The following is a 23377-nucleotide window of genomic DNA, read 5'->3' as shown; positions in this document are numbered from 1 at the left end:
ATTAACGGCGGCGAGCCATCATTTCATCGACGATATCGCCCAGACGCTGCAACTTCGGTGCAGAAACATCGCGCAGCATCAGCTCGGTATCCGGCAGCCCCACAACCGATGACCAGACCGCACGCCCCGCCAGGAAGCCTGATGCGCCAGCGGTCATTGCAACGCTGACCGCGCGAGGAAACAGTTTTTCATCGACACCTGAGGAGAGAATGACCCACGGCATGCTGATGTTTTCATTCAGGCGTTGGGAGGCGGTGAGTAGCTCTTGCGCAGAGCCCTTGCCGTACAGCGGCATTTCGACTTTGTAGAGATCGGCACCGCTGTCGCCCAGCTCTTTAGCGGCATCGATAATGGCCTGCTCGCGATCGAACTTATCGCCACGACGCGGCGGACGTACTACCGGTTCGATAATGCTCAGCAGGCCACTGGAGTGGCATAGCTCGTTGAACTCTTTCACCATGTCCAGACGCTGCTGGGCATCTTCATCGCTGCGCCACAGCACCAGCAGTTTTAATGCTTTGGCACCGTCCTGCTTCACGGCCTGCGGATCGATATTTTTATCAATCACCACGCTATCAACGGGGATGCCGTTGCCGGGAATAAACTCGTCGGCGGCGACAATCATGGCGCAGCTTTTGGCTACCGCGTTTTGCTCCACCACCTGGCGGTAACAGAATTGCTGATCGACCAGAATGGCCGAGGCATAAGGAGAAAGAATCTTCGCCGCATTCACTTTGAAATCGGTCAGCACGCTGTCGCTGACCGGGGATTTCGCCCCCGCTGCGGCAAACATTAAGCGCATGGCTTCGCGTTGATCGACGGCCAGCATGGCAAAACCGCCGGAAGCTCGGGTGATATCTTTCAGGGTGTACTTCGTCATTGTTCAGTCCTCAGTCCTTTTACTTATCAATGTTGATTGTTCAGTCCGGCAGATGCGCGAACCTGCTCAAGAATGGCGCTCCAGTCTTCCCGACCACGACCTGCAGCGCGCGCCTGGTTATAAACTTCACGGGAGGCGGCCCCGAGCGGCATCGGCACATGCAGCTGATTGGCAACATCCAGCGCGATGCCAAGATCTTTGTGGGCCAGATCGATCATGAAGGCCGGAGAGAGATCGCCTTTCAGCACTTTGTTTGGCCAGGAGGTGGTGAAGTGACCTTTTCCGGCAGGCGTTCCGCTCATCACTTTTAAGGCCACATCGAAGGAGAGGCCGAGCGCTTCGCACAGCACGGCGGCTTCGGCGGACAGCGCATTCAGCGCAATGCTCATATAGTTGTTGATAAGCTTCACGCGGATACCCATACCCGGACCGCCTGTATTGACCTGTTCGTTACCCATCGCCATCAGTACCGGCGTTGCGCGTTCGACCTGCTCTGCCGTGCCACCCGCCAGCAGCAGCAATGTCCCCGCGATGGCGTGATCTGAAGTGCGCCCGACCGGGCAATCCATCATGTCGAAGCCTTTGGCGCGCATATCGGTAATCAGTTTGTCGGTTTGCAGCGGGTGAATAGTCGACATATCAATCACCAGCGCTTGTGGGGAAAGGGTTTCGCAGACGCCTGATTCACCGAATAAAACGCCGCGTACCAGATCGCCGTTTGGCAGCATCATGATGACAAACTCTGCCTCTTTCGCTGCCTGTGCTGGACTGGTGGCAGGACGCGCCCCTTTTTCCACCAGCTGCTGCATGGCATTCGGGTTAATGTCAAAGACGCTGAGCTGATGGCCCTGCTTCAACAGGTTGCTCGCCATGGGGGAACCCATCTGACCTAATCCGATAAATGCTATAGCTGCCATAACGTTCTCCTGAGACGTGGTGTCATTTTTTGTCATTTAAAATGGGTTTTTATTGTCTGTTTTTGATCGTATTTGTAATTTATAGTCAAAAAATTGACAGCCGTCACTTTTTAAACATTTTGTGAAATTAAAATGATCCCATCTCCAAACGTTTAAGGAATGACCATGATTCACGTTGCTTGTGTGGGTATTGCCGTGATGGATCGCATCTATTACGTAGAAGGTTTACCGTTTGAAGGAGGGAAGTATGTGGCGAAGCGCTATACGGAAGTGGGCGGCGGGCCTGCCGCAACGGCGGCTGTGGCGGCGGCGAAACTGGGCGCGCAGGTGGACTTTATTGGCCGGGTTGGCGATGACGACACCGGAAACCGCTTGCTGGCGGAACTGGAGTCCCTGGGGGTAAATACTCGCTACACCCGGCGCTATACGGGAGCGAACTCTTCACAATCGGCAATAATGGTTGATGCGAAGGGGGAGCGGATTATCGTCAACTACCCTAGTCCGGATTTACTGCCGGATGCCGACTGGTTGAATGCGATTGATTTTTCCCAGTGGGACGTGGTGCTGGCAGATGTTCGCTGGCACGAAGGGGCAAAGCAGGCATTTACCCTCGCGCGTCGGGCTGGAGTGATAACCGTGCTGGATGGTGATGTTACGCCGCAGGACATTAGCGAGCTGGTGGCGTTAAGCGATCATGCTGCTTTCTCTGAACCGGGTCTGGCGCGTCTGACCGGGACAGAAGAATCGGAGGCTGGTCTGAAAAAAGCACAAGCGCTCACAAATGGACATGTTTATGTGACGCGAGGCGGGGAAGGCTGTGACTGGATAAAAAATAATGTGTTACAGCATCAACCTGGATTTGCCGTGGATGTGGTTGATACTACCGGTGCAGGAGATGTTTTCCATGGTGCGCTGGCCTTCAGTCTGGCTTCTGGCTGCGCCCAGGAAGATGCCGTCAAGTTTGCCAGTGGGGTTGCGGCACTGAAGTGTACGCGCCCGGGAGGGCGTGCGGGTATCCCTGACTGTGATCAAACCCGATCTTTTCTGTCACTTTTTGTATAAAATGCCAGGGCAATGGTTTTTCGAGGAAATTTCATGAGTCTTACCGAACTGACCGGTAACCCGCGGCACGATCAGCTGCTTATGCTGATTAGCGAGCGCGGTTATATGAATATTGACGAGCTGGCCAGCCTGCTGGATGTTTCCACGCAGACCGTGCGCCGTGATATTCGTAAACTAAGCGAACAGGGATTGATTACGCGTCACCACGGCGGGGCGGGCAGAGCGTCGAGCGTGGTCAATACGGCGTTCGAACAGCGTGAAGTCTCATGGACGGAAGAGAAAAAAGCCATCGCGGAAGCGGTGGCTGACTATATTCCGGATGGTTCAACGGTGTTTATTACCATTGGCACCACCGTTGAGCAGGTGGCGCGGGCGTTGTTAAACCATAACCATTTGCGCATCATCACCAACAGCCTGCGGGTGGCGCATATTCTTTATAACAACCCACGCTTCGAGGTTATGGTGCCCGGCGGTACGCTGCGTCCGCACAATAGCGGAATCATCGGCCCTTCCACGACGGCGTTTGTGGCTGACTTTCGGGCTGATTATCTGGTGACAAGCGTCGGGGCCATTGAAAGCGATGGCGCACTGCTGGAGTTTGATGTCAACGAAGCCAGCGTGGTGAAAACGATGATGGCGCACTCGAGGCAAATTCTTCTCGCCGCCGATCATACTAAATATCACGCTTCTGCTGCCGTGGAGATTGGTAACGTCGCGCAGGTGACGGCGCTGTTTACCGATGAGTACCCGTCAGGCGGATTAAAATCGTGGCTGGATGAAAATCAGACAGAAATTATTCTTGCCCAGGAAGAGGGCTAGCTAGCTATTCCTCAGTTCCTGATGTGCTGGGGGTCTTCAACCTTTACTCATGAATAGTAAAACCTCTCCTTTCCCGCTACAGTTAATTTTCCACGGTACAAAAGGAGAGGACCATGCTCTATATCTTTGATTTAGGTAATGTGATTGTCGATATTGACTTCAACCGTGTGCTCGGGACGTGGAGTGATTTAACGCGTATCCCGCTTGCGACGCTGAAGCAGCATTTCGCAATGGGCGAGGCGTTTCATCAGCATGAACGCGGTGAAATCAGCGATGAAGATTTTGCGGCGGCAATGTGCCATGAAATGAGCATGCCGCTTAGCTATGAACAGTTCGCCCATGGCTGGCAGGCCGTTTTTGTTGCCCTGCGCCCGGAAGTCACCACCATTATGCAAAAGCTGCGTGAGCAGGGGCATCGCGTGGTGGTCCTGTCGAATACTAACCGTCTGCATACCACCTTTTGGCCGGATGAATATCCAGAGATACGCGCCGTTGCTGACCATATTTATCTTTCGCAAGAGATGGGGATGCGCAAACCTGAGGCGCGGATCTATCAGAGCGTCCTCGAATCCGAAGGTTTTTCTGCTGAGGATACGGTCTTTTTTGATGATAACGCCGAAAATATCGCGGGCGCTGAGCGGTTAGGGATTACCAGTATTCAGGTGACCGGGAAGGAGACCATTCCCGACTACTTTGCGAAACAGCTATGCTAAAAAATCTTCATCAAAAAACAACGCGCCGTACGCGGCCGCTGGTTTCCTGGCTTAAGTTGCTTTGGCGGCGTATTGATGAAGATAACATGACGACGCTGGCGGGCAACCTTGCTTACGTGTCGTTACTCTCCCTTGTGCCGCTTATCGCCGTTGTTTTCGCGCTGTTCGCGGCATTTCCGATGTTTTCTGATGTCAGCATCCAGATTCGCCACTTTATCTTTGCGAATTTTATCCCGGCTACCGGAGATGTTATTCAGGGTTACATTGAGCAATTTGTCGCTAACTCCAGCCGGATGACCGCCGTGGGCGCTTTCGGCCTGATTGTGACATCGCTGCTGCTGATGTACTCCATTGATAGCGCGTTGAACACGATCTGGCGCAGTACCCGTACGCGGCCAAAGACCTACTCCTTCGCGGTCTACTGGATGATCCTCACACTGGGGCCGCTTCTAGCGGGGGCGAGCCTGGCGATCAGCTCTTACTTGCTGTCATTACGCTGGGCCAGCGAACTGAATAGCGTGATTGACGATGTACTGCGCATTTTTCCGTTAATTCTTTCCTGGGTGGCATTTTGGCTGCTCTACAGCATTGTGCCAACGGCGGAGGTGCGCAATCGCGATGCGGTGATTGGCTCGCTGGTAGCCGCATTATTGTTTGAAGCGGGGAAGAAGGCTTTTGCGTTATATATCACCGCTTTTCCGTCGTATCAGCTGATTTACGGTGTGATCGCCGTCGTACCCATTTTGTTCGTTTGGGTGTACTGGACGTGGTGTATCGTCTTGCTTGGCGCTGAAATTACTGTCACTCTCGGTGAATACCGCAAACTGAAAAAAGAAGAAACAGAACAATCATGATTGCATTAATTCAACGCGTATCCCGAGCTAGCGTTACCGTGGAGGATGAAGTGACGGGCGAAATCGGCCCGGGACTTTTGGTGCTGTTAGGCGTCGAGAGAGACGACGATGAGCAAAAAGCGAACCGCCTGTGCGAGCGCGTGCTGGGATACCGTATTTTCAGCGATGCTGAAGGAAAGATGAATCTTAACGTACAGCAGGCTGGCGGCAGCGTGTTGGTGGTCTCACAGTTCACGCTGGCGGCGGATACCGAGCGCGGGATGCGTCCAGGTTTTTCTAAAGGGGCCGCGCCGGACAGAGCAGAAGCGCTATATGAGTATTTTGTCGAGCGCTGTCGACAGCAGGAAATGAATACACAGACCGGAAGATTCGCTGCCGATATGCAGGTCTCTCTGGTGAATGATGGCCCCGTGACCTTTTGGTTGCAGGTATGAGCCAGCTTCCGGGCAGGCTGCGGGTAACAAAAGAGAGTACAGCTATGTATCACCTTCGTGTACCGCAAACAGAAGAAGAGTTAGAGAGCTACTATCAGTTTCGCTGGGAGATGCTGCGTAAGCCGCTGCATCAGCCGAAAGGGTCCGAACGAGACGCGTGGGATGCGATGGCGCACCACCAGATGGTTGTTGATGAAGAGGGTAATCTGGTTGCTGTCGGACGGCTGTATGTGAATGCGGAGAACGAAGCTTCAATTCGCTTTATGGCTGTGCATCCCTCGGTGCAGGATAAAGGTCTGGGTACCCTGATGGCGATGACGCTGGAGTCGGTTGCCCGTCAGGAGGGCGTCAAGCGCGTGACCTGTAGCGCTCGTGAAGACGCGATGGACTTCTTTGCCAAGCTTGGTTTTGTGAACCAGGGTGAAATCACCACGCCGACCACCACGCCGATTCGCCATTTTTTGATGATTAAGCCGATAGCCTCGTTGGACGATATTTTGCATCGCGGCGACTGGTGCGCTCAGCTGCAACAGGCCTGGTATCAGCATATTCCGCTCAGCGAAAAAATGGGTGTGCGCATTCAGCAGTACACCGGGCAAAAATTTATCACTACCATGCCGGAGGCCGGTAACCAGAATCCGCACCACACGCTGTTTGCCGGTAGCCTGTTTTCACAGGCAACGTTAACCGGTTGGGGGCTTATCTGGCTGATGCTGCGCGAGCGGCATCTCGGCGGGACGATTATTCTTGCCGATGCCCATATCCGTTACAGCCAGCCAATTAGCGGACGCCCGAGCGCAGTTGCCGATCTTGGCTCGTTAAGCGGCGATCTTGACCGCCTGGCGCGGGGGCGCAAAGCACGCGTTCAACTGCAGGTTGAACTGTTTGGCGATGATCAACTGGGCGCTGTCTTCGAAGGTATCTACATTGTTCTGCCCGCGAAACCTTTTGGCTCGTATGAAGAGGGCGGTAACGAGGAAGAGTAGATTTCCCTCGTGCTTATCTATTGGCCTGGTGATTTAACCCGCCAGGCGATATCCCCCATGGCGTTTCGCGCCGCTGGGCTCACCCCACCTAACTGAAAGAAACCGTGAATCACCCCAAGATAGCGCTGGCAGGTACAGTCAACGCCCTGTTCAACCATGCGCTGATATAGCGTTTCGCCTTCATCACGCAAAGGGTCATATTCCGCCGTCAGAATATGCACCGGCGGCAGGCCGCTAAAGTCTTTACGCCAGAGCGGGCTGGCTTCCGGATGGTGGAGTTCCGTCGATAAAAGGTACATTTCGTAGCCGCTGAGCAGCGTATCTTCGGTGATGATGTAATCTTTACCGTTATCGAGATAGCTCTTCATGCTGGCGGTGGCATCCAGCATCGGGTAAATCAAAATGAGCTGTGCGGGTTGCCAGACCTGTGCTGTCTTCAGGCGCAGAGCGGTCACTAATGCCAGATGTCCCCCGGCGCTGTCGCCAGCAAGCGTAATACGCGAAGCGTCAATGCCCAGCGGCTCTGCATGGCGATGAATAATCAGCGCTCCCTTTTCTGCATCGTCATGTGCGGCAGGAAAAGTATGTTCTGGTGCCAGTCGGTATTGCACGGCGATAACCCGACAACCGCTGCGATAAGCCAGCTGGCGAAGCTGATTGTCGTGAGTAGCGAAGCCACCGCTGATAAAGCAGCCGCCGTGAAAATAGATAACGGCTGGCAGTGCGCCAGTAGCATTCAGGGGTGAGACGACGCGAAAAATCATGCCTTCAAGCTCGATATCTTCTACCTGTACGCGCTCTTCTTGTTCCCCGGCTAACACGGTGCTGGCGACGTAACCGTTTCTCCGGTCATCAATATTCTGTTCGCGCGAAGAGGGGCGACCCGCAGCGATAAACTCCCGAACCAGCTCTGCAATACCTTTTTCAAGCGCCATTTTCATTCCCTTTAACTGTTTGGATATACAGCGTTATAGCCTGGTTCTTAGCAAAAGAAAATGGAGGATTTGGGTTGCCGAAGGATTATGGAAAGCGGCTCGCAAAAGTGAAATGTTCATTGAGCACTGGTGGCTTTGCCTGATTCTGGGTCGTAATGTTAAGTGATATGAGCTATACGCCATTGACGTATAGTTGATTTCGATTACTATAAGCCAATGGCGTAGGGAAAATGCTATTTATCGAAACGGAAATCTTTACTGAAGACGTCAAAAAATTACTCGATGACGATGAATACCACCGATTTCAAGTGTTCCTCGCGATACAACCTGAGGGAGGCGATTTGATATCAGAAACCGGTGGTCTGAGAAAAATTCGATGGGGTGCTCGAGGAAAGGGGAAACGAGGTGGTGCACGAGTTATCTATTTTTATCAAAGCCGGAAATCTGAGATTCGGTTATTACTGATCTATCAGAAAGGCATCAAGGATGACCTGACTCCGCAGGAAAAGGCGGTACTCCGTATGTTAAATGAGAGGTGGTAGATGGATAAGGCGCTGTTTGAGCGATTGACCAAAAGCATGAGCCAAATGGGTGAGATAGTCGAAGGAGATCGCCAGCCTTCGCGAACCTTTCATATTGATGCTATGAAAATCAAAGAAATCCGTCAGTCCTCTGGATTATCACAATCTAAATTTGCAGAGTTAATATCGGTAAGTGTAGATACGTTACGTAACTGGGAGCAGGGAAGGCGTTCCCCCACGGGGCCAGCTAAAGCGCTGCTACGGGCGATTGCCAATGATCCATTGCATGTCATTCCGGCGCTTAGCTAAGGGAAGATAGACATAATGATGAATCGGAAGTTTCAGTACTCAGAACTCATGTGAACGCGGCATAGTGCCGCCAACTCAGGAGTGATGAAATGGCCAGAACGCGTGCCGAGCGTCGGCATCATAGTGTGAGGCTAAAGAAAATCCGCAGTAAATATCGTAATGCGGGTTATGGAAGCGGGAGGCAGATTGGTATTTGTTTTCACTCGCCATGTGGTTGTTCCTGCTGGATGTGTGGTCATCAGCGTGCTCATCATGGTCCACGGGTGCAGGAAATACGCGCCAGAGCGCGATATACGGATTAAGGAGTGAAGATGAACTATTTCAAGGAGGCGCATTTTTAGAAACCTTAACAGGAGACTAAAAATGTCGACGTTTAATACCCGCAGAGACAGAACTCGCGATGGTAAAGCGAAACCGCATAAACATACTAAATGCGCCAGTCTTAACGGCAAATGGCATCACCCAGCAGAGGGGGATAGTTGGCCGCGTATGAACTGGAACACACCGGGTCCGCATGACTGGAAACGGCTGTATACCACTCTTTATCGTCGTGCAAACGATCACCAAAACCTGCGAGCTATATTATCAGGGACCGATCCCGAAGGGATGAACTGGTGCCCGGATAACTACCCAGACGAATACTACTACTAATATAAATATTACCCGGCCAACTCTGGATGTTGGCTGGGTTTTTTTGTCGCTGTTGATTGTAACGAGCAGACGGATTGCTATCTTCTGGAAAGCGGCTCGCAAAAGTGAAAATCGTTTCAGACGACACTTTTCCCCTGTCTGCCATAGGTGTATGTTGTTTGAAAATTAGTCGCCAATGATATACTGGAGGTATATGTGAGCATGATGGCAGGAATGGATATGGGCAGAATATTACTCGACTTATCAGATGACGTTATCAAACGTCTTGAAGACCTCAAGCAGCAGCGCAATCTTCCGCGAGCAGAACTGTTACGTGAAGCGGTAGAACAGTACCTGGAAAGGCAAGGCCTGGCTGAAACTACTATCGCCGATGCGCTGGGGCTTTGGCAAGGCTGCGAGGAAGATGGTGTTGAATATGAAAGGAAGCTTCGTGAGGAGTGGCAATGAGTAAAGGCCCGGCGCTGTTTGATACCAATATTCTCATTGATCTGTTCAGCGGCCGCGTTGAAGCGAAACAGGCACTGGAGGCTTATCCACCACAAAATGCGATTAGCCTAATCTCCTGGATCGAAGTGATGGTGGGAGCAAAAAAGTATCACCAGGAACATCGTACGCGCATTGCACTGAGCGCTTTTAATATCATTGGTGTCTCACAGGATATTGCAGAACGAAGCGTCAACCTCAGGCAGGAGTATGGAATGAAGTTGCCGGATGCCATTATTCTGGCGACGGCACAAATGCATCGTTATGAGCTAGTCACGCGCAACACTAAAGATTTTGCCAGGATTCCAGGCGTGATTACGCCTTATCATTTGTAAGCCGGGCAGCAAATGCTACCCGACATAATGCTAAATTTACTCCCCTTCACCAGGGAACAGGAACGGGTTGATGGAACTGCGGGCGAAGCCCTCTTGTTCCATGCGCGCGTCCAGCACCAGTGAGGCGAGGTCGTCGGCGACGGCTTCCACTTTCGGATCTTTTTCCTGATACAAAATCTTCAGGTAAGTCCCGCAGTCGCCACAGCTCTCGGCTTTAATGGCCGACTGCTCGTTATCCAGCGACCAGTAATGCAGATCGCGTGTCTGTTCGCAGTTGCTGCACTTCACACGCACGACGTGCCACTCGGTTTCGCACAGATTGCAGTGCAGATAGCGCAGACCTTGGGTAGTACCAATTTGCACCATGCTGGAGACCGGCATTGAACCGCACACCGGGCAGAACTGGCGCTGTTCGCCGTATTCCGCGCGGGCTTTACCGGGGATCAAGCTGGCCATTTGCGCCCAATAGAGAGATAGCGCAGCCCAGATAAACGGGGCTTTATCACTGCTGACTGATGCGAAATCAGAGGCAAACAGCGCGCTTGCCATCAGTTCCAGCTCCTGCTCTGATGATTTTTCCAGATTCTCGATAACTGCCAGCGCCGGGCCGCTCATCTCGGGCTTCAGCTCGGCAATCAGCGAATGCAGCAGCTTGTGCCAGTGCTTATCGCGCGGCAGCACGTGAATATCCAGCGGCGGTTTGCCCTGGTCGTTTGCTTCTTTAATGCGCGCGGTGAGATCCATCTGTAACGGATGGTCGTACAGCACCACTTCCTGCGCGTGGGCGATCAGTGCGGCGAAGCGCAGGTAGTCGCCCAGCGGGTTATTTTCAGCCAGCTCGCGCAGGCGTTCGGCGCGGCGGTTATACAGATTTTTGAGCCGAGGAAATAATAACGGTGGGATCATATCCGTCGAGCGTTTCTCGCTCTTTTCCAGCTCATCTTGCGGGATGATACGAATGCTCATTTAGTCACTTCCTGGTTTCAGCAGATTCGGCTATGGTCGCGTCCGCTCTGTGATTTGGCGGGCATCACGCGCCCGCTCTGGTGAATGTCATTAATGATAACCGCAATCGGCATACGGGATATACCTAAGAAATCGCAATGTGTGCGTTACGATACCTGATATCTATACCCCAGACCATGCACCGTTCGGATTAGCTGAGGGTGATTAGCATCCTGCTCAATCACCTTACGTAACCGGGAAATATGCTGATCAAGAGTGCGGCTGTTGGGCATGTAATCGTAGCCCCATGCAGCGTCAAACAGCATATCTCGAGTCACCACCTGATTTTTGTGGCGTTCCAGACAGCTTAAAATTCGCACTTCGCGCAGAGAAAGTTCTAATCGTTGCTCGCCACGCCATGCGCACAGTTCGTTGGGAAAAACCGCTAAATCCCCAAAGGAAAAGCTGAGATTGGGCTGTGAATCGTTATGGCTTAAGCAGCGGCGGGCGATCGTTTTGATTCGCGCCCGCAGTTCGTGAATGCCAAATGGTTTGCTGATGTAATCATCCGCTCCCAGTTCCAGCCCCACAACGCGGTCGATTTCCTCATCTTTAGCAGAGAGAAATACAATGGGGATATGTTCATTGTGGCGGCGAATTTCACGGCAAACGGAATAACCATCCATTTCGGGCATCATGATATCCAGCAGCACGAAGTCCGGCATTTCACGATGGTAGATAGCCAATGCTTCACGGCCATCAGGGGCTGCAAGCAGCGTGTAACCTTCACGCGACAGCGCATCAACCAGCCCCTGGCGAATATTGGCGTCATCTTCTGCAATCAGTATCTTCATGTTTCATCCTTGAGGTAATGTTAGCGTAAAGCGCACACCGGGGTTTTCGGCGGTAACCTGAATCTTTCCTTGCAGGCGTTCGGCCAGCTGTGACGCGATGGTCAGCCCAATACCGGTACCTGAAACGCCTTCGGTAATGGATGATTTAACCCGATAAAACGGGTGAAATATCATCTTCATTTCTTTCTCCGCAATGCCCGGACCATAATCACGAACGGCGATCTCAACCTGTTCAGATGTGGTTTGCACCAGGATATCGACCCGTTTACCCTGCGCTGCATATTTTTCGGCATTACTAATAAAGTTGCTGATAATTTGCGTGATCACGTCGCGATCGCTTTGCAATATGATCTCTTCAGGGCAGGAGAGATGAATCGTCATCCCCTTTGCCTGAAGTGCAGGCGTAAAGATTTGGACGATTTCTGCGATGAGGCGTGAAATATTCACCTTCTGCAGATGTAGTTTAGGCGCTCGTGTAAACGTCAGGATATTTTGGATAAGCCGGGATAGCCGCTGGCCCTCCTGGGTGATGACATCTACGTAGCGCAGCTCCTGCGTTTGATCGTCATCCAACCCTTCACGCAATAGCTCGGCATAGAGGGTAATATTGGTCAGCGGGGTTTTAAGTTCATGCGATACCTGGCTGACAAAATCTACCTGCTGGCGCGCCTGGCGGGCGGCGCGAGTGTATTCCCGCCACAGCGAATAGCCCAATAAAGCGACAGCCGTCAGCAGCAGCAGAATGAGCGCGCTACCCCATAGCCAAATGTGATAAAGCGGGGTTTTAACGCCATAAACACTGATTTGCCACAGGGTAAGCGGGTAGTCCAGTGTGCGCGAGTCCAGCGGCGTCAGCTGATTCAGAACTGCCTGTTTGTTTTGAAAAATCTGTCGCCCACTTTCACTTACCCGAACTATATGCTGCTCTTTAGGGCTAACCTGAACGTTATTTGCAATATCCATCATCAGCTGCACATATGAGAGACGAAAGCCGATGACCGTATCGCCTTTTTGTCGCCAGTAAATCAACAGCGGCTCCTGATTTTCACTGGTAATAAACCATCCCGCCTGCGGCGTTTCTTGCTCATTGTGAGTAATATGGCTGACAAGCTGGCTGGGGTCGTTAGCCAATGGCGTTAGCTGGCGCACCCACTCTTTATCTTCATTACTTAATGGCTGGCGTTCATCGGGGTAAAGCAGCTGGTTTTTACGCAGGGTAAACACGGCGGTAATGTCGCTATCGTGTTCTTTTAGCGTCTTGAGAGCGGCGAAATTATGGGGATCGATAAAATCGCTGATAGCATGCAGACGCGAGGCTTTTTGTTGCAGGAGACTTTCGATACCCGTCGCCACGCTGGCGGTTTGTGTCCTGGCAAGGGTTTGCGTCTGGTACTGGCGCAGCAAGACTTCATGCTCCAGAGTACGAATGCCCAGGTAAGCCAGCAGGATAAAAAATATCAACGTAACGATGAGATAAATCAGCTTGCTTCTGGGCATCCCGCACTCCTTGTGGATTAGTTCGCTTTCGAACTCTGATTCTTGGTTCTGTAGTTCTGTTCTTTCAATGATTTACGAGAAGATTCTTTGCTTTCCGTTTCTAGCTTTTGTAGCAACTGGCGGTTTTCTTCTGCACTTTCTTGTGCTTTCATTCTTGGCGCTGGCGCACTGAGCTGCAGGGAACCCATAAGATTTGTGCTTTCACGCAGGGCTGCCTTTGCTTCATCCATTTTGCCTTCGTCGATAAGCTTTAAGGCCTGTTCGTTTTGAATAGCCGATTTTTGAATCGCCGAATCGACGACCACATCTTCCACTACTGCTTTTTTCACTTCGCTGACAGACGCGGTATATTGAATGGTCATCTTCTCATCCCAGCGCTCTTTCTGGCGGGTCGCAAGGTTGTCATAGCGGACGTTCACATCTGCCAGCGGCTTGCTTTGTGCTGCGCTACCTTTTACCGGAAGCAGCTCCAGCATGACATATTTCTCCTGGTTGGCGTAAAGCTGGTTGAGCTTCACGCTAACTGAGTTGCCCTGGATATCGCCTTCACGTCCCAGTAATCGCAGTGGCTTAACGTTGTCAGCGACCTTGATTTCCACCACCACATCCTGGGCGACCACCGACATTACATCGCCAAATTCATGGGCAAATGCTTTCTCCAGATCGTGGGTATTTTGTACAAAAACGTGGTTGCCATCGCTGTACTGTGCTATCGCCGCCATCAGGTCTTCATTGTAACCTTCGCCAATGCCCATCGTGGTGATAGCAATCCCTTTACGGGCGGCGATTTTGCCTAATTCTGCCAATTCGCTGGTTGATGATGGACCAATATTGGCCTGGCCATCGGAGAGCAAAATAATGCGGTTAACCTGGGTTTTATCCAGAAACTTACTGGTCTCTTTGATACCGCGACTCACGCCCGCAAATAGCGCAGTACCGCCGCGGGCGGTCAGTTTTTCGCGAATCTGGCTGATGAGCTTCTCTTTATTGCTGAGCTTAGCTGCGGGGACGATGACATCCACCACATCGTCGTAAATCACCACCGAGAGCGTGTCCTGGGAACTCAAGGTATTTACCGCCATCACTGCGGCTTCTGTGGCTTGTTTAATTCTCTCGCCGCCCATTGAGCCGGAACGGTCTATCACCAGCGCGAGGTTAATCGGGCTGCGTTTGGCGGCGTTAAGAGGAAACCCCGTCAGAGACACTTTGAGGTAGTTTTTATCCTGTGTATTTTCCATGACAACAGGGGAAGCCAGTTCAGCTTTGATGGCCACTTTCTGGTCAGGTTGCTGGGCGTATACACCCGCGTTTGCTGCCAGCAAACCGAGGGTCAGCGCGGCGAAAAGGTGCTTTATATTCACGATACGTCTCCTTGTAAAAGAATCGAATCCATTCTTATGGAACCTGAACCTCGATTGGTCTGTTATCTGTATAAAGATGTCAAAAAGTTGTCAAAACTGAACAAGAACCGTTAAAAAAATGGCGTCGATATACGACGCCATTTCAGAGACCGACAAAGTGCTTGCGCTTACGGCTGGCTCTTATCCTGCTTTTCGCGGACTTCACGGTACCAGCGCGGGTGATGCTTCTTCGCCCACGTCTTCGTGACCCAGCCTTCCACCATCGCGGTAATGGTGCCTTTCACCCATAGAGCGGCGTAAATATGCACCATGATAACCACAATCAACGCTACGGCGGCAAACGAGTGCAGCATTAACGCGAACCGGATCACCGGGATAGAGAACGCTGGCGCAAAGTACGGACGCCAGATGATGACGCCGCTCACCAGCAGCAATACCAGGAAGATAATCGCCGCCCAGAACACGCATTTCTGGCCGAAGTTATAGCGCCCGGTATCCCCCACCTCCTCGTTGACGACGATCTTGCGAATATTCTTCGCCCAGAAAATATCGTCCCGATTGATCAGGTTATGGTGCCAGTAGCGGAAGAACATAATGATGAACGAAGCAAACATGATAACGCCGACAAACGGGTGCAGAATACGCGCCAGCTGCGGAGTACCCATGATTTGCATCAGCCAGTTGAAGGATGGGAAAAAGAACCCCAGCCCGCTCACCGCCGCCAGAATGAAGCAGAAGGCGGTGACCCAGTGGTTGATTCGCTCCGGCGCCGTGTAGCGCACGATGGTGTCACGTCTTTTCATTTGCGCACCTCGTCTTTCTCTTCATCCAGATTATCCTCTTCCTCTTCCGCACGGTTCGGACCGACACCGACGTAGTGGAAGATGCTGGCGGCAAAGGTGGCCGCAAAACCAACGGCGGCCAGCGGTTTCCATATACCTTTCCAGAACTTCACGGTGGCGCTGATTTCCGGGTTCTCCGGCAGGCCGTGGTACAGATTCGGCTTGTCGGCGTGATGCAGCACGTACATCACGTGCGTGCCGCCAACCCCGGCTGGATCGTACAGCCCTGCGTTGTCGTAACCACGGGTTTTCAGCTCCGCCACGCGCTCGCCTGCCAGTACCTTCATATCCTCTTTGGAGCCAAAGTGGATAGCGCCGGTCGGGCAGGTTTTCACGCAGGCCGGTTCCTGGCCTACGGTTACGCGGTCGACGCACAGCGTACATTTGTAAACGCGGTTATCTTCCGGGTTCAGGCGCGGCACGTTGAACGGACAGCCAGCGATACAGTAGCCGCAGCCAATGCACTGCTCAGACTGGAAGTCGACGATACCGTTGGCGTACTGAATGATCGCCCCTTCCGCCGGACACGCCTTCAGGCAGCCCGGATCGGCGCAGTGCATGCAGCCATCCTTGCGGATCAGCCATTCCAGTTTGTCGTTTTGCTCCACTTCCGAGAAGCGCATCACCGTCCAGGATTTGGCGGTCAGGTCGGCGGGGTTGTCGTACACCCCGACGTTGCTACCGATTTCGTCGCGGATATCGTTCCACTCGGAACAGGCCACCTGACAGGCTTTACAGCCGATGCAGGTGGTGACGTCGATAAGCTTCGCCACCTCTTCCTGATGATTCCGCGCCTGGGGCGCGGGAGTGAAACCGTTAGTGGCGGAACGACGAATAATATCTTGCGATTGATAAGCCATAAGTCGTCTCCGTTACACCTTTTCCACATTCACGAGGAAGGATTTAAATTCCGGTGTCTGTGAGTTCGCATCGCCGACGGACGGTGTCAGGGTATTAGCAATAAACCCTTTCTTCGCCACGCCTTCGTAGCCCCAGTGGATCGGAATACCGATGGTATCGATATCCTTACCGTCTGCTTTTAGCGTGCGAATACGCTTGGTCACCACCGCTTTGGCTTTGATAAAACCGCGGTTAGAGGAGACCTTAACGGTATCGCCGTGAGCAATACCGAGCTTATTTGCAAGCTTCTCGCCGATCTCCACAAACTGTTCCGGTTGCGCGATGGCGTTAAGCAGCGCGTGCTTGGTCCAGTAGTGGAAGTGCTCGGTCAGGCGGTAGGTGGTTCCGACGTACGGGAACTTATCTGCTTTACCCAGAGCCTCTTTGTCGCCCTTAAAGATGCGGGCGGCCGGGTTAGAGATTACGTTCGGGTGCAGCGGGTTGGTGCCTAACGGCGTTTCAAACGGCTCGTAGTGTTCCGGGAACGGACCTTCCGCCATCTTATCGAGGGCAAACAGACGTCCCATCCCTTCCGGCTGCATGATAAACGGCCCGACATCGCTGCCCGGCGCCGCGGCGCTGTAGTCCGGAATATCCATCCCACCCCACTTCGCGCCGTCCCATTTCAGGATCTGGCGTTTCGGATCCCACGGATTACCCTGTGGGTCAGCAGAAGCACGGTTGTAGAGGATGCGACGGTTAAGTGGCCACGCCCATGCCCAGCCCAGCGTATTACCGAGACCTGACGGGTCGGCGTTATCGCGTCGTGCCATCTGGTTGCCTTCCGGCGTCCAGCTACCGGCGAAAATCCAACAGCCGCTGGCGGTGGTGCCGTCATCACGTAGCTGTGCAAACGAACTGAGCTGCTGGCCTTTCTTGACGATAACCGCGCCGGTAGCCGGGTCGGTAATATCCGCCAGCGCCTTCCCGTTATTCTCCATTGCCACTTCTTCCGAAGCGGGTTCATGTGGTGTGGAGTAGTTCCAGGTCATGTTCAGCACCTGTTCCGGGTTGGCACCGCTTTGTTCGGCATACATCTTGCGCAGACGCAGGAAGATACCTGCCAGGATCTCGCCATCGGTTACGGCAATCCCTGGGGCATCCGCGCCCTTCCAGTGCCACTGCAGCCAGCGCCCGGAGTTAACGATCGAACCGTTCTCTTCGGCAAAGCAGGTGGATGGCAGGCGGAACACTTCGGTCTGGATTTTCGACGGATCAACATCATTCGACTCACCGTGGTTTTGCCAGAATGTGGAGGTCTCGGTATTGAGCGGATCGATGGTCACCAGGTACTTCAGTTTGGACAGTGAAGCAATCGTCTTGTTTTTGTTCGGGAATGAGGCGACGGGGTTGAAGCCCTGGCAGATGTAGCCATTGACTTTGCCCTCTTTCATCATTTCGAAGTACTGAAGAACGTCGTACCCTTTGTCCCACTTAGGCAGCCAGTCAAAGCCCCAGCTGTTTTCCGCTGTTGCCTTATCGCCATAGAAGGACTTCATCAACGAGACAAAGAATTTCGGGTAGTTGCCCCAGTAGTTGACCTGATCCTTCAACAGCGGTTTTGGCGTGTTGGCGGTCAGATAAGTTTGCAGGTCAGTCTGTTTTTCGTTCGGCAGCGTCAGATAGCCTGGCAGGCTTTGTGACAGCAAGCCGAGGTCGGTCAGTCCCTGGATGTTGGAGTGACCGCGCAGGGCGTTCACGCCGCCACCCGCCATCCCCATATTACCGAGCAGTAGCTGGATCATCGCCATGGTGCGGATGTTCTGCGAACCAATGGAGTGCTGTGTCCAGCCAAGCGCGTAGAGGAACGACGCGGTTTTATCATGGGCGCTGGTTTCCGCGATGTACTCGCAGACTTTCAGGAAGTCGGCTTTCGGTGTCCCACAGATATTTTCGACAACGTCCGGCGTATAGCGGGAAACGTGCTGCTTCAGCAGGTTCCAGACGCAGCGCGGGTGTTGCAGCGTGGTATCGCGTTTGGCAAAGCCGTTTTCATCCAGCTCATAGTTCCAGGATGTTTTATCGTACTTGCGGGCTTCGGCGTCGTAGCCGCTGAACAGACCGTCTTCAAAGCTATAATCCTCACGCACGATCAGGCTGGCGTTGGTGTAGGCTTCGGTATATTCACGGTTGATTTTTTCATTGTTCAACAGGTACAGGATGACGCCTGACAAGAAGGTAATGTCAGTACCGGAACGAATTGGGGTATAGAAATCAGCCACCGACGCGGTACGCGTAAAGCGCGGATCGATCACAATCAGCTTGGCGCCGTTGTGAATTTTAGCTTCCATCGCCCAGCGGAATCCTACCGGGTGTGCTTCAGCGGCGTTGCCGCCCATCACCACGATAAGGTTGGCGTTCTTGATGTCGACCCAGTGGTTGGTCATCGCACCGCGACCAAATGTTGGAGCAAGACTTGCTACCGTTGGTCCGTGTCAGACACGCGCCTGGTTGTCGACCGCGAGCATACCGAGCGCGCGGGAGAATTTCTGGGTTAAATAGCCGGTTTCATTACTTGAAGCGGAAGCGCACAGCATCCCGGTGGAAAGCCAGCGGTTTACGGTGACGCCTTCGGCGTTTTGTGCAACATAGTTGGCATCGCGGTCTTCTTTCATCAGCTTAGCGATGCGATCGAACGCATCATCCCAGCTGATTTGCTGCCATTTATCTGAGCCTGGCGCGCGATATTCCGGGAATTTCAGGCGGCTTTCAGAGTGGATAAAGTCCACCAGACCGGCCCCTTTCGGACAGAGCGCACCACGGTTGACTGGGTGGTCCGAGTCACCTTCGATATGGAAGATAGACGCTTTGGCGTTTTTTGCGCCGTCGCCGAGACTGTACATTAACAGCCCGCAGCCGACGGAACAGTAAGTGCAGGTGTTACGGGTTTCGCGGGTACGCAGCAACTTGTACTGCCGTGTTTCCGCGAGCGCTAAACCGGGCGCAAAGCCCAGCGCAGCCGCCGTGGTTCCTGCCATACCGCCAGCGCAGATCTTAAAGAACTGCCTTCTGCTGACCTGCATGGTTCGCTCCTTGTTTCGACATTGTCACATATAGTTATTTGCTTTGCGGTAAGGGCCGCAAAGGTTCAGAATTAGGGTAATTTCCCTCGTTCCTGGAGGGATATAAACAGAATACCACATTGTGTGTATGCCTGTTCCAATACGGTTAAGACAAAGTGAATAAGAACCCTCTCGAACAAGTCAAAAGTGTGACATATGTCACAGGTTATCGTCAGGTTATGCTCTGGAAACGCGAAGATCTGCAACATCCTCATCCAGACGAGTTAGCTGAAGAAGTACCTGTTGCTCTGGTTTATAACGGTATCTCGCACGTCGTGATGATGGCGACGCCGAAGGATCTGCAGCAATTCGCCGTGGGATTTTCCTTATCCGAAGGGATTATAGAAAATCGACGTGAAATTTATGCGATGGATGTCGTACAGGCTTGCAATGGCCTGGAAGTACAAATTGAGCTGTCCAGCCGCCGCTTTATGGGGCTGAAAGAGCGCCGTCGCGCGTTGGCCGGGCGCACCGGCTGCGGCGTCTGCGGCGTGGAGCAGCTCAACGATATCGGTAAGCCGGTGCAGCCGCTACCGTTTACCCAGACGTTCGACCTGGCGAATCTTGATCGCGCGCTGGCGCATCTGAACGATTTCCAGCCGATAGGTCGCCTGACCGGCTGTACGCATGCCGCGGCCTGGGTTCGTCCTTCCGGCGATCTCTTGGGCGGCTATGAAGACGTGGGTCGTCACGTGGCGCTGGATAAACTCCTCGGACGCCGTGCGGAACTGGGGGATGCCTGGCACAATGGCGCCGCGTTAGTCTCCAGCCGCGCCAGCTATGAAATGGTGCAGAAGGCGGCCATGTGCGGAGTGGAAATCCTGTTTGCGGTTTCTGCCGCTACGATGCTGGCAGTAGAAGTTGCCGAGCGCTGCAACCTGACGCTGGTGGGTTTCTGTAAGCCGGGCAGGGCGACTATCTATACGCATCCACAGCGGTTAATTGCGGGTTAAATTTAAGTCAAATTTTTTGAATGATGACAACAAATCCTTCCGCTTTTTGTTTGCTGATGTGAGGGCTATTATTTATCACATCAAGGCAAAGCGCCTTATACAAACAACTAACGTAAAGGGTTTATATCATGAAAAGCATCAAAACTTTTGTCGCAGTTATCGCTCTGGCCGCTTCTTTTGGTTCCTTCGCCGCTGAAACCGTGACCGCTACCGCTATGACTATCGACGGCGCAGAAGCGCAAATCGCCGCTCAGGCCCAGGCTGCTGGCGCGTCGTCTTACAAAATTACCGAAGCATTTACCGGTAACCGCGTGCACATGACAGCGGAACTGAACAAATAAGCTTAAAGCTACTGTCGAAAGAGCGCCTCAGGGCGCTTTTTTTGTGCCTGAAGCCGGGCAAGGCGTTAGCCGCCGCCCGGCAGAAATGCGGGCACAATAGCTTGTGTCCTGGTTGCATTTAATCGAAGTAATAGCGAATTCCGAGACGGAATCGCACTTGATTGTCATGATTCTGGTCTTGATCCAGCCAGGCGACTTCCGCATAAGGAAGCCAGTGCTTATCAACACGGTAGCGTGCCACGATGCTCGGTTCCCAGTGGGTTTTCTGCCCGTTAGAAGCATTGAAGTCGTTGGTGTTAACGAAAAATTCCGGGTTGAGCTGGAGCCACAGTTTCTCTGTCGCCTGGTAATTCAGGAACAGGTCGAACTGATGGCTGTCGTTATAATCCATCTCGCCATTATAATCGCGCTCTTTATGGGTCATATGGTTATAGCGATAGCGGCTGCTAAAACTTAATTTTTTACTGATTTTATAATCGAGGCTGATATAAGGAGCCAGCTTCGTCCCATTACTATCAATATCGGTTAATCCCCCCGGCGTCAGCGTCCATTTTTCATTAAGCGGAATGGGATACCAACCTTCAAACTCCTGAAAAGAGCTTTTCATTTGATTAAAGTCTTGCCCGAGATCGTACATAGCAGAAGCCAGTACTCCTGCGCCGTTATCAAATATATGGCCCAGACCTATTTTGTACTGATTTTTCTCAGCGGCCGTGGTGTGTGCGTAGCGATTATCAACCCAGGTGGCTGCGGCAAATACGTTTAGCGTAAAGCAGGACAGCGGTATGCCTATCAACAGCGTGCGTAATATTTTCATTTTTATTCCTGTAGGATTTATTGAGTGCCATTATTTGCGAATAAATACAATTACTGCGTCAGAATATAAAATCCTTAAATAAATATATTGATTGTAATATTTCTTGTTGTTATTCGGTGTTGACGGTTTTTCTATTTAAACATTAACCATTTATAGGGCTTTTGTAGCCCGGACAGGCGCAACGCGCCGCCTCCGGGAAATAACCAGCAGCGTGGTTCTGTCCGGGCTACCTGTTCTATCCCTTTATTACAGGGAGCTTGATGATAAATTAAATTATCCCAACGCCAGCCGCCGCAAAGCCAAAGACAATTAACATAATTAATACCTTATTTGGGCTAACCTTTTTATTCAGCAGCTTCAGGCAGCCCAGAACTAAAAGCAGAGGTATCAGCCCGACGCAAATTTTGTCGAGGATCTCCTGCAGCACAAAGGGCTGTCCGGCGATGGTCGTTTTGAAGGTGGTCGTAAACTTCACCATGCTGGCGCTCATTGCCCCCACCATCATCAAGCCCATCATCGCCGAGGCTTTCGTTATGCAGCTCAGCAGCCCAGACTGTGTTGCTTCGGCAATGTATTTTGATCCCAGACGGTAGCCCATTACCCCGCCGTAATAGCGCAGCAGATAGCTGGGAATATTGTAAATCAGCAGGAACAGCAGCGGCCCCAGCGGGTTACCCTGCGACGCCAGACCAATGGCGATCCCGGTGGCGATAATGCGCAGCACGCCGTAGAAGAAGGAATCCCCGACTCCTGCGAATGGTCCCATTAGCGCCACTTTGATGCCGTTAATACTGGAAGTATCAAAGTTCGGATTGGCTGCGTTCTCTTTCTCCATCGACAGCGTCAGGCCCATAATAAACGGCGCTAAATGCTGGTTGGTATTGAAGAACTGGCTGTTACGTTTGAGCGACTCAGTATAGCGATGCGGGTCGCCAGCATAGATTTTTTTCAGCATCGGCGCGATGGCCCAGCCGTAGCTCAATCCCTCCATGCGGGTGAAGTTCATCGAACCCAGCAACTGGAACTGACGGAAGAACAGCTGGCGGAACATCTTTTTCTCACTCTTGCTGTCGCTGTACGCGCTCACTGCGTTGTTATGGATATCAGTCATTGAAGAACCCATCCTTATCGTCAACTGACGGGGTTGCGGCGGTCGCCGCTTGTTTGTTCGCTTTAAGCTGGTTGAACTCGTTAAAGCACAGATAAACGGCAACGGACGCGGCAATAATCGCAATGCCCATGATCGGCAACTGCAGATAGGCCGCCATGGCAAAGCCGATAAAGAAGAACGCCGCGATGTTCCGGTTCCATAGCGCCTTGAGCAGAATGGCGAATCCCAGCGCTGGCAAAATGCCGCCTACCGCAGTCATTCCGCGCATGACGGTATCCGGGATGCTCTCGACCAGGCTGCGGATAACATCGGTGCCGAACAAAATACCGAAGAACGCCAGCACCGCGAACGGCACGCCGTAAAACATCGTCATACCGAACGTGATGCCGAGCGCGGCACGGTCGCGCCCCTCTTCAAGCAATGCGTCATATTTCTCGACCAGGGCGGTATAAACCAGCTTCAGCACCTGGTAGACAAACACCGCCAGCAGGCTGATGGGCAGCGCCAGCGCAACGGCCACCGCCGGTTCCGCGTGGGTAAGGATGGTAAACGCGGTAGCCAGCACCGAACCCACCGCCAGATCTGCGGGAACGGAGCCGCCGATGGTGATGGTGCCAAGGAAAATCAGCTCCAGCGTGGCGCCGATAATAATGCCCTGCTGGACATCACCCAGCACCAAACCGACCATCGCGCCGCAGATCAGCGGTCGTTCGATTAACGGTTGGCCCAGGGTATGGTCGGCGAACTTGGCGATATACATCACCAACGCGACAAGTAATGCAGACGTTAACATAG

The 23377-nt window shown here is 52.7% G+C and carries 26 protein-coding genes; 13 read left to right on the top strand and 13 right to left on the bottom strand.

The window, feature by feature from the left end:
- Nucleotide 1: 1 nt before the first annotated feature.
- Both yihT and yihU read right to left on the bottom strand, forming a co-directional pair.
- Entirely contained in the window at nt 2-880 is an 879-nt protein-coding gene (yihT, locus tag ACMYSL_RS28960) for a sulfofructosephosphate aldolase (protein WP_136031270.1), read from the bottom strand.
- Between the two features lie 26 nt (nt 881-906).
- The gene (gene yihU / locus ACMYSL_RS28955) at nt 907-1797 is read right to left on the bottom strand and encodes a sulfolactaldehyde 3-reductase (protein ID WP_434660965.1); all 891 of its coding nucleotides are present in this window, start codon (nt 1795-1797) and stop codon (nt 907-909) included.
- Between the two features lie 165 nt (nt 1798-1962).
- On the opposite strand from yihU, the gene ACMYSL_RS28950 reads away from it, so the two are divergent.
- The 6 genes from ACMYSL_RS28950 to fabY all read left to right on the top strand — a co-directional run bounded on the left by ACMYSL_RS28950 (nt 1963) and on the right by fabY (nt 6665).
- On the top strand, nt 1963-2859 hold the full coding sequence (locus ACMYSL_RS28950) for a sugar kinase (protein ID WP_434660963.1): 897 nt from the start codon (nt 1963-1965) through the stop codon (nt 2857-2859).
- A gap of 33 nt (nt 2860-2892) precedes the next feature.
- The gene (locus ACMYSL_RS28945) at nt 2893-3678 is read left to right on the top strand and encodes a DeoR/GlpR family DNA-binding transcription regulator (protein WP_434660961.1); all 786 of its coding nucleotides are present in this window, start codon (nt 2893-2895) and stop codon (nt 3676-3678) included.
- 113 nt (nt 3679-3791) lie between these two features.
- Nucleotides 3792-4391: a glucose-1-phosphatase gene (gene yihX, locus ACMYSL_RS28940; protein WP_181484273.1), complete on the top strand. Its 600-nt coding sequence runs from the start codon at nt 3792-3794 to the stop codon at nt 4389-4391.
- Nucleotides 4385-5245 (top strand): virulence factor BrkB family protein, encoded by an 861-nt coding sequence (locus ACMYSL_RS28935; protein WP_112216894.1) that lies wholly within the window; start codon nt 4385-4387, stop codon nt 5243-5245. Before yihX ends, ACMYSL_RS28935 begins: the two co-directional genes overlap by 7 nt.
- The gene (gene dtd, locus ACMYSL_RS28930; RefSeq protein WP_110276088.1) at nt 5242-5679 is read left to right on the top strand and encodes a D-aminoacyl-tRNA deacylase; all 438 of its coding nucleotides are present in this window, start codon (nt 5242-5244) and stop codon (nt 5677-5679) included. Before ACMYSL_RS28935 ends, dtd begins: the two co-directional genes overlap by 4 nt.
- Nucleotides 5680-5723: 44 nt before the next feature.
- Nucleotides 5724-6665 carry a fatty acid biosynthesis protein FabY gene (gene fabY, locus ACMYSL_RS28925; RefSeq protein WP_181484270.1) on the top strand — a complete coding sequence of 314 codons (942 nt, stop codon included), beginning with the start codon at nt 5724-5726 and terminating at the stop codon, nt 6663-6665.
- A gap of 17 nt (nt 6666-6682) precedes the next feature.
- On the opposite strand, the gene ACMYSL_RS28920 is transcribed toward fabY, so the two are convergent.
- Complete coding sequence (locus ACMYSL_RS28920; protein ID WP_434660958.1) at nt 6683-7600, bottom strand: alpha/beta hydrolase; 918 nt, start codon at nt 7598-7600, stop codon at nt 6683-6685.
- 230 nt (nt 7601-7830) lie between these two features.
- Between ACMYSL_RS28920 and ACMYSL_RS28915 the strand changes: the two genes are divergently transcribed.
- From ACMYSL_RS28915 to ACMYSL_RS28895, 5 genes are all read left to right on the top strand, one after another.
- A complete protein-coding gene (locus ACMYSL_RS28915; protein ID WP_434660956.1) occupies nt 7831-8142 on the top strand; it encodes a type II toxin-antitoxin system RelE/ParE family toxin in 312 nt (103 codons plus the stop codon).
- On the top strand, nt 8143-8430 hold the full coding sequence (nadS, locus tag ACMYSL_RS28910; protein ID WP_139537238.1) for a NadS family protein: 288 nt from the start codon (nt 8143-8145) through the stop codon (nt 8428-8430).
- Between the two features lie 363 nt (nt 8431-8793).
- Nucleotides 8794-9081 carry a hypothetical protein gene (locus ACMYSL_RS28905; protein ID WP_434660955.1) on the top strand — a complete coding sequence of 96 codons (288 nt, stop codon included), beginning with the start codon at nt 8794-8796 and terminating at the stop codon, nt 9079-9081.
- A 201-nt stretch (nt 9082-9282) separates the two neighbouring features.
- Complete coding sequence (locus ACMYSL_RS28900; RefSeq protein WP_434664313.1) at nt 9283-9528, top strand: CopG family transcriptional regulator; 246 nt, start codon at nt 9283-9285, stop codon at nt 9526-9528.
- Nucleotides 9525-9899, top strand: coding sequence for a type II toxin-antitoxin system VapC family toxin (locus ACMYSL_RS28895; RefSeq protein WP_434660954.1), 375 nt, complete (start codon nt 9525-9527; stop codon nt 9897-9899). Before ACMYSL_RS28900 ends, ACMYSL_RS28895 begins: the two co-directional genes overlap by 4 nt.
- A gap of 36 nt (nt 9900-9935) precedes the next feature.
- Here ACMYSL_RS28895 and fdhE read toward each other — a convergent pair whose 3' ends face one another.
- The 7 genes from fdhE to fdnG all read right to left on the bottom strand — a co-directional run bounded on the left by fdhE (nt 9936) and on the right by fdnG (nt 19321).
- Nucleotides 9936-10865, bottom strand: coding sequence for a formate dehydrogenase accessory protein FdhE (gene fdhE / locus ACMYSL_RS28890; protein WP_181484268.1), 930 nt, complete (start codon nt 10863-10865; stop codon nt 9936-9938).
- Nucleotides 10866-11011: 146 nt separating this feature from the next.
- On the bottom strand, nt 11012-11698 hold the full coding sequence (locus ACMYSL_RS28885) for a response regulator transcription factor (RefSeq protein ID WP_434660952.1): 687 nt from the start codon (nt 11696-11698) through the stop codon (nt 11012-11014).
- A gap of 3 nt (nt 11699-11701) precedes the next feature.
- A complete protein-coding gene (locus ACMYSL_RS28880) occupies nt 11702-13195 on the bottom strand; it encodes a sensor histidine kinase (RefSeq protein ID WP_434660951.1) in 1494 nt (497 codons plus the stop codon).
- Nucleotides 13196-13212: 17 nt separating this feature from the next.
- Nucleotides 13213-14556, bottom strand: a complete 1344-nt coding sequence (locus tag ACMYSL_RS28875; RefSeq protein ID WP_434660950.1) for a vWA domain-containing protein — start codon at nt 14554-14556, stop codon at nt 13213-13215.
- A 167-nt stretch (nt 14557-14723) separates the two neighbouring features.
- Nucleotides 14724-15359 carry a formate dehydrogenase cytochrome b556 subunit gene (fdoI, locus tag ACMYSL_RS28870; protein ID WP_110276095.1) on the bottom strand — a complete coding sequence of 212 codons (636 nt, stop codon included), beginning with the start codon at nt 15357-15359 and terminating at the stop codon, nt 14724-14726.
- Nucleotides 15356-16258 (bottom strand): formate dehydrogenase subunit beta, encoded by a 903-nt coding sequence (gene fdxH, locus ACMYSL_RS28865; RefSeq protein WP_181484264.1) that lies wholly within the window; start codon nt 16256-16258, stop codon nt 15356-15358. The genes fdoI and fdxH overlap by 4 nt, the downstream gene beginning before the upstream one ends.
- Before the next feature lie 12 nt (nt 16259-16270).
- On the bottom strand, nt 16271-19321 hold the full coding sequence (gene fdnG / locus ACMYSL_RS28860; protein WP_434660949.1) for a formate dehydrogenase-N subunit alpha: 3051 nt from the start codon (nt 19319-19321) through the stop codon (nt 16271-16273).
- Between the two features lie 155 nt (nt 19322-19476).
- Between fdnG and fdhD the strand changes: the two genes are divergently transcribed.
- Nucleotides 19477-20313, top strand: coding sequence for a formate dehydrogenase accessory sulfurtransferase FdhD (gene fdhD, locus ACMYSL_RS28855; protein WP_434660948.1), 837 nt, complete (start codon nt 19477-19479; stop codon nt 20311-20313).
- Nucleotides 20314-20441: 128 nt separating this feature from the next.
- The gene (locus ACMYSL_RS28850) at nt 20442-20654 is read left to right on the top strand and encodes a YdgH/BhsA/McbA-like domain containing protein (RefSeq protein ID WP_112216880.1); all 213 of its coding nucleotides are present in this window, start codon (nt 20442-20444) and stop codon (nt 20652-20654) included.
- 118 nt (nt 20655-20772) lie between these two features.
- Here ACMYSL_RS28850 and ACMYSL_RS28845 read toward each other — a convergent pair whose 3' ends face one another.
- From ACMYSL_RS28845 to ACMYSL_RS28835, 3 genes are all read right to left on the bottom strand, one after another.
- Nucleotides 20773-21471 (bottom strand): oligogalacturonate-specific porin KdgM family protein, encoded by a 699-nt coding sequence (locus ACMYSL_RS28845; protein WP_434660947.1) that lies wholly within the window; start codon nt 21469-21471, stop codon nt 20773-20775.
- Nucleotides 21472-21739: 268 nt separating this feature from the next.
- A complete protein-coding gene (locus ACMYSL_RS28840) occupies nt 21740-22582 on the bottom strand; it encodes a PTS system mannose/fructose/sorbose family transporter subunit IID (protein WP_142512736.1) in 843 nt (280 codons plus the stop codon).
- Nucleotides 22575-23375, bottom strand: coding sequence for a PTS mannose/fructose/sorbose/N-acetylgalactosamine transporter subunit IIC (locus tag ACMYSL_RS28835; protein ID WP_142512737.1), 801 nt, complete (start codon nt 23373-23375; stop codon nt 22575-22577). The genes ACMYSL_RS28840 and ACMYSL_RS28835 overlap by 8 nt, the downstream gene beginning before the upstream one ends.
- Nucleotides 23376-23377: the final 2 nt, after the last annotated feature.

Origin of the sequence: Klebsiella sp. MISC125, from assembly GCF_051131775.1 — a bacterium.
Lineage (GTDB): Bacteria > Pseudomonadota > Gammaproteobacteria > Enterobacterales > Enterobacteriaceae > Klebsiella.
Note: the sequence above shows the minus strand (reverse complement) of the source record. Positions and strands in the feature narration are given on the sequence as shown.